This is a genomic window from Rhodococcus cerastii (assembly GCF_033042195.1).
In the GTDB taxonomy this organism is placed as follows: Bacteria; Actinomycetota; Actinomycetes; order Mycobacteriales; family Mycobacteriaceae; genus Rhodococcoides.
In genome coordinates this window covers 1-1,153 of sequence record NZ_JAWLKF010000041.1, presented here as the reverse complement: position 1 = coordinate 1,153, position 1,153 = coordinate 1, and the positions used below count along the sequence as shown (strand labels likewise).

Below are 1,153 nucleotides of genomic sequence, written 5' to 3'. Positions count from 1 at the left end.
GGGACTGTCTGAATAACGGTTGATCCGGTCCTTGGTTCGACACGCCGAGCTCAGCTTGGTGGGAAGGATCGACGATGACCGAAACACTGGATCCCATGGCAGCGACCGAGGTGGATCAGAAGCAGTTGGCCGAGCAGCTCCTGGCGCAAGCCAAGGAGCAGGGCGTGGAGTTGATGGGCCCGAACGGGCTCCTCAATCAGCTCACCAAGAATGTCCTCGAGACCGCGTTGGATGCGGAGATGACCGAGCACCTCGGCTACGAAAAACATGATGCTGCTGGCCGCGGCAGCGGCAACTCCCGTAACGGCACTCGCTCGAAGACGGTGCTTACCGAGATCGGGCCGGTGGAGATCGAAGTCCCGCGGGACATCGATTCCTCCTTCGCGCCGCAGATCGTGAAGAAGCGTCAACGCCGGCTGACTGGGATCGATGAGATCGTATTGTCGCTTACGGCAAAGGGTTTGACGACCGGTGAGGTGTCCGCGCATTTTCAGGACATCTATGGCGCGACGGTATCGAAGGACACCATCTCCCGCATCACCGACAAGGTCGTCGGGGAAATGACCGAATGGCAGAACCGGCCACTCGAGCGCGTGTATCCGGTGATGTTCATCGATGCTGTGCACGTCAAAGTCCGGGACGGTCAGGTCACGAACCGGCCGATGTATGTCGCGATCGGTGTCACCGTGAACGGTGAACGCGACATCTTGGGGATCTGGGCCGGCGAGGGTGGTGAGGGCGCGAAGTTCTGGCTCGCGGTTCTGACGGAAATCAAGAACCGCGGTGTCGCCGACGTCTGCATCGTGGTGTGCGATGGACTGAAGGGTTTGCCGGATGCCATCAACACCGTCTGGGAGCTGGCGGTGGTGCAAACGTGCATTATTCACCTGATACGCAACACCTTTCGGTTTGCATCGCGGAAGTATTGGGATGAGATGGCGCGTGATCTGCGGCCGGTCTACACCGCTCCGTCAGAGTCTGCGGCGAAGGAACGATTCACCGAGTTCACGAAGAAATGGGGTCAGCAATACCCGGCGATCATCAGGATGTGGGACAACGCGTGGAGTGAATTCGTTCCGTTCCTGGACTACGACGTCGAGATCAGGCGGGTGATCTGCTCGACGAATGCGATCGAGTCCGTCAACGCCCGCTA

Annotated in this window: 1 protein-coding gene; it reads left to right on the top strand. The window is 59.4% G+C overall.

Annotation, left to right across the window (positions count from 1 at the left end):
• Window positions 1-74: 74 nt before the first annotated feature.
• A partial coding sequence (locus R3P93_RS24500; RefSeq protein WP_394855353.1) for an IS256 family transposase occupies window positions 75-1,153 on the top strand: 1,079 nt, incomplete at its 3' end.